The following is a 4,443-nucleotide window of genomic DNA, read 5'->3' on the forward strand; positions in this document are numbered from 1 at the left end:
ACCTGACTCCCATGGAGCCAGACTGATCACTCGATCACGGAAGGGGTCACTTTTCATCGACCGATAGGGGGTCACGGTTCACGGAACGGCGACAGCGGGGCAGTGACGGAGCGGATCAGCCGCATGCTGATCCTGACAGTCAAGTGGTCGAACTGGGCCCGGACAGCGTGGCCGAGATGCTTGATCTCGTCGAGCGGACCCAGCCGGGGCCGTTCTGGCCGCGTACTCATGGACTCGGCGCCTACGTCGGCCTCCGTGACAACGGGAGGCTGGTGGCGACGGCGGGCGAACGTCTCGGACCTCCGGGCTGGAAACGAGATCAGCGCGGTCCGCACTGCCCCAGAGGGGGCAGGGGAGAGGCTACGCTGCTCATCTGGTCAGTGCGCTCGTCGGACGCATCGGGTCTCGGAACGAGAGACCCATGCTGCATGTGGCGGAGGCGAACATCGGCGCGATCGCTCGCTACGAGCGGCTTGGCTGCGTGGCCCGCAAGCACGTGACCTTTCGCGGTTTCCGGACTCTGTGGCAGTGACTGGTCAGGCGGATCCTTCACCGGAGCCGTTACCGTTCAGCTCGTTCAGGTAGTTGTAGATGGTGAAGCGGCTGACTCCGAGTGCGGCGGCTGCTGTTTCGGGTGCCTGTTTGACCAGGAAGAATCCACGGCGTTCCAAGTCGGCGACCACTTGGAGCTTCTGTTCTTTCCGCATTCGCTCCACCGGGACGCCGATCGCCGCGATGGCTGCTTCTGTGAGTAGGTCGCACAGTTCTTCGACGCTGTGGGGGAAGGACTCGCCCTGGCGCTCCCCTGTGGGTCTGGCCGGCCCCGCGTAGCCCGATGGCATGGATGGTGCTGGAGGCATGGACGTGAGATCGTGCCCGAGCACGAACCGGTCCATGGCAGACCTGACTGAGACCCACGCGGACACATCGGTGTTCAGGCAGAGGGCTGCCGCAGGGCGGTCGCCGTCGTCCGTGTAGACGATTGTCGTGCTCTGCAGGATGCGGCCATCCGGCAACTGGGATCGGTAACCGATCTCGTGACGCAGGTCGCCGGCGGCGATCCGCTCGAGCAGTTTGTCCGTGGGAGGGTCCCCGACGTGCCGGCCGGTGACCGCCCCCGCGATCGCGCGAACGGTGTTCGGGATGCGGCGGAGATCATGGAGTACCACTTCGGTCGGCTGGAGAACCGCCGCTTGGAGTGGGGTGACGAGGAGTTCGAGGACACGGTTGATGCACTCCGCGTCCATCCCTTCCAGGGCCGCGGGCGGCGGAAGCATCGACGGGTCCGACGCCGGGTTCATGGATGCCACCGTCCTCTGCTCAGCGCCAGGAGATGGACAGGGTCCCCTGGCACCCAGTTCGTTTTTTACACTGCGTTGAAGGATAGCGAGGCGTGGACCTCGCTGGATCAACAGCTCTGTTCGATTTCCCGCTACACCGCAACAGCCAGTTGATGTCCGCTGCCGCAGGGCGGTGTCCGGCAGGGGGTCGTTGGGGTGAGGGCCTGAGGGGCGGGCCCTCACCCGCAACGCGCATCAAGGCCGTGCAGCCCGGAAGCTGAGCTGGTTCGTCGTTACGCGCGGGCTGCCTGCTCCGTCTCGCCACCGGCGGGGGCATCGGCCTCGGGGGCCTGCTCGAAGAACTTCATGGCCATGAAGCCGTGCGCATAGCTGCCGCCCGCCCGGAGCGCCGCAGCGATCATGACCGTCTCGACCAGCTCCGCTTCGCTCGCCCCGGCCGCCTTGGCCGCCGGGACGTGGGCCTCGATGCAGTAGGCGCACTGCGTGGTCAGCGCCACCGCGACGGCCATCAGCTCGGTGTACTTGCGCGGGATGACCTTCCCCGCCCCGGCGAGGGCTTCCTGATCGAAGGCCATGAAAGCCTTGACGGCCTCAGGAGCCCCCTTGCGGAGGTTGCGCAGGTAACGGTGGTCCGTGTGCTCGTGGTAGCCCATGTCGTTGCTCCCTGCTGGTTGGGGTGATCGCGCCATGGCAGCGTGAAGCGTGTGCGGGCGCAGGATTGGTCGGCCGCTGCCCCTGGGCGGGATCGGGCCAGAGAGGGACAGGGCGGCGCGTGGGTGAGGCTCTCTTTCGGCTAGCGCGTGTGGAGCGCGGCCGCGGCGCGTCCCATCCGGGCGATCGCCTCGGTGAGGACGGCCTGGGAGGTGGCGAAGTTCAGGCGGACGTGCCCGGCCCCGCCCGTTCCGAAGATGTGGCCGGAGGACAGGGCCACCCTGGCGTGTTCAAGAAACAGCTGGGCGGGGCCGGCCAGGTCGGTGACGACCGCCGGGCCCGTGGCGCGTTCCTCCGGAGCAAGACCGAGGGACCGGCAGTCGAGCCAGGCCAGGTAGGTACCTTCCGGCCTGGTGTATCCGATCCCGGGCAGGTGCTCGGCGACGAGCCGACCCAGTAGGGCTCGGTTGGCGTCGAGCCCCTCCAGCAACGCATCGAGCCACTCGTCCCCGTGGGCCAAGGCCGCCGTGTGGGCGATGACCCCGAAATAGCTGGCACCGTGGCGGACCTCTTCGGGCATCCGGCGCAGATCAGCGACTGCCTCGGGCCCTGCGATGGCGAGTGCCGCCTTGATACCGGCGAGATTCCAGCCCTTGGTCGCCGACATGAGCGAGAAGGCGTTCTCAGCCCCGGGCACGCTCAGGTAGGGGGTGAACTGTGCGCCCGGCAGCACGAGTGGGGCGTGAATCTCGTCGGCGACGACCCGGACTCCGTACCGGCGAGCCAGCTCCGCCACAGCGGTGAGCTCCTCCTTGGTGTGGACCGTGCCGGTCGGGTTGTGGGGATTGCTGAGGAGGTAGGCGACGTTGCCCTTGCCGCTCGCTTCCCGGGCACGCCGGAAGGTGTCCTCCAGCGTTTCCGGGTTCAGCCGCAGGTCCTGCCCGAGCGGTGCTTCGATGACCCGGCGCCCGTCGTGGGTGACGAAGGCGTAGAAGGGTGCGTACACCGGAGAATTGACGATCACCGGGTCGCCGGGGTCGGTGATCAGCCGCAGCACCTGGACGGCGCCCATCATCACGTCCGGGATCAGACCGACTCGGTCGACGTCCACTCCGTCCCAGTTCCACCGCCGCGAGGCGAAGTCGGCCAGTGCCTCGGCGAACTCCGTTCCGGCCGGATACCCGGTGTCACCGGTCTCGATGGCTTCGCGCAGCGCGTCGGCGACGGCCGGCGCGAGCGGTACGTCCATCTCGGCGACCCACAAGGGCAGGACATCTGCCGGGTGTGTGCGCCACTTCATGCTCCTGCGCTGACGGAGCTGCTCGAGCGTGAACTCCTCGAGAGGATTCATATACCCCTGAGCCTCGGCCTTGGCGCCTGTTGAGCCGCGCCCACCAGCGGTGGTCATCCTCAGCATTGGACCGCCATCTCGATCTCGACACAAGAGCCGAGGGGCAGCGACGCCACACCGAGCGCGAGACGTGCGTGGCGCCCGCGGTCGCCGAGTTCATCGCGTACCACCTGCGAAGCGGCGTCCACGACGGCGGGCGCGTCGGTGAACCCCTCCCCCACGGCCACGTACCCCCCGAGCCGAGCGATCCCCTTTATCGCGTCCAGTGACCCGAGCTCCGCCCGGGCGATATCGAGGCACCGCCGCGCAGCCAGAGCAGCCGCCTGCCGCGCCTGCTCCACGGTGACGTCCCGGCCGACGAACCCTGGATGCTGCACCCCGTCGTCCCCGATCGGGAGCTGGCCGGAGATGAAAAGGAGATCGCCCACGCGGACGGCGCTCGCGTACAGGGGCGGCGCCGAAGCTGGCTGACTCACGACAGACCTCCATGGTCAAGAGATGAGGGGGTGACGGCTCAGAGGCCGCAGCCCCTGTCGAACTTCAACGCAGCGTTGCAGACATCTGGCTACTTTGGCAAGAGCTACACGTGTTGTTGAAGTCTTATGGCCGTGTGAGCTTAACGCTTGAGCGTAAGCGCAGAGATCTGCTCTCGCTTTGCACCCAACAGGGTGTTGACATCTGAACGGATGCCGCACCCTGTTTCAACAAGATTTTGAAGTTGGCGCCGGACGTCGGACCTCGAGCCCTCAAGCCATCACCGGTCCGCAGTGAGCAGTATGTGTGAAAACTGCACGTCAGATGGTCTGGTGTGCGTAGGCACCGGGAAGCTCGGCCAGGTCCGGGGCGGTAGTCCATCGGCAAGACCATCGCTCAGCGGGCGACTTCCCGGTTTGTCAGCACCAGCAGGGCCCTCACCAGCGCCGTCGCCCACCTCAAATCCGTGCGAACCTTGCCCAGGACGCGCCAGTTCTTGAGGCGGGCGAAGCCGTGCTCGACGGGTGCCCGGACGGCCGCCAGTGCCGTGTTGGACAGCTTCTGACCTCGCGTCAGGGGCCGGTTGCGGGCGGCCTTGTGGCCGGTGATCACTGCCGGGTCGGCGTCGGGGCCGCTGTCGTCGAGGCCGACGAATCCCAGGTCGGC

General features: G+C 67.2%; 5 protein-coding genes and 1 pseudogene. 1 reads left to right on the plus strand and 5 read right to left on the minus strand.

Going from position 1 to position 4,443, the window contains the following annotated elements; genetic code table 11:
* Window positions 1–134 precede the first annotated feature (134 nt).
* A pseudogene (locus ACWD3C_RS47930) lies at window positions 135–532 on the plus strand (GNAT family N-acetyltransferase); the annotation flags it as partial.
* 4 nt (window positions 533–536) lie between these two features.
* Here the strand turns inward: ACWD3C_RS47930 and ACWD3C_RS47935 are convergent.
* The 5 genes from ACWD3C_RS47935 to ACWD3C_RS47955 form a co-directional block, all read right to left on the minus strand.
* Window positions 537–1,247 carry a helix-turn-helix transcriptional regulator gene (locus tag ACWD3C_RS47935; RefSeq protein WP_451155043.1) on the minus strand — a complete coding sequence of 237 codons (711 nt, stop codon included), beginning with the start codon at window positions 1,245–1,247 and terminating at the stop codon, window positions 537–539.
* Between the two features lie 326 nt (window positions 1,248–1,573).
* Complete coding sequence (locus ACWD3C_RS47940) at window positions 1,574–1,954, minus strand: carboxymuconolactone decarboxylase family protein (protein WP_451155045.1); 381 nt, start codon at window positions 1,952–1,954, stop codon at window positions 1,574–1,576.
* Between the two features lie 140 nt (window positions 1,955–2,094).
* Window positions 2,095–3,369: a MalY/PatB family protein gene (locus ACWD3C_RS47945; protein WP_451155047.1), complete on the minus strand. Its 1,275-nt coding sequence runs from the start codon at window positions 3,367–3,369 to the stop codon at window positions 2,095–2,097.
* The gene (locus ACWD3C_RS47950; RefSeq protein ID WP_451155049.1) at window positions 3,363–3,779 is read right to left on the minus strand and encodes a RidA family protein; all 417 of its coding nucleotides are present in this window, start codon (window positions 3,777–3,779) and stop codon (window positions 3,363–3,365) included. Before ACWD3C_RS47950 ends, ACWD3C_RS47945 begins: the two co-directional genes overlap by 7 nt.
* Before the next feature lie 394 nt (window positions 3,780–4,173).
* Window positions 4,174–4,443: transposase family protein (locus ACWD3C_RS47955; protein WP_451155051.1), on the minus strand; the 270-nt coding region annotated here is incomplete at its 5' end.

The sequence above is a fragment of the Streptomyces sp. NPDC002845 genome (genome assembly GCF_053591955.1).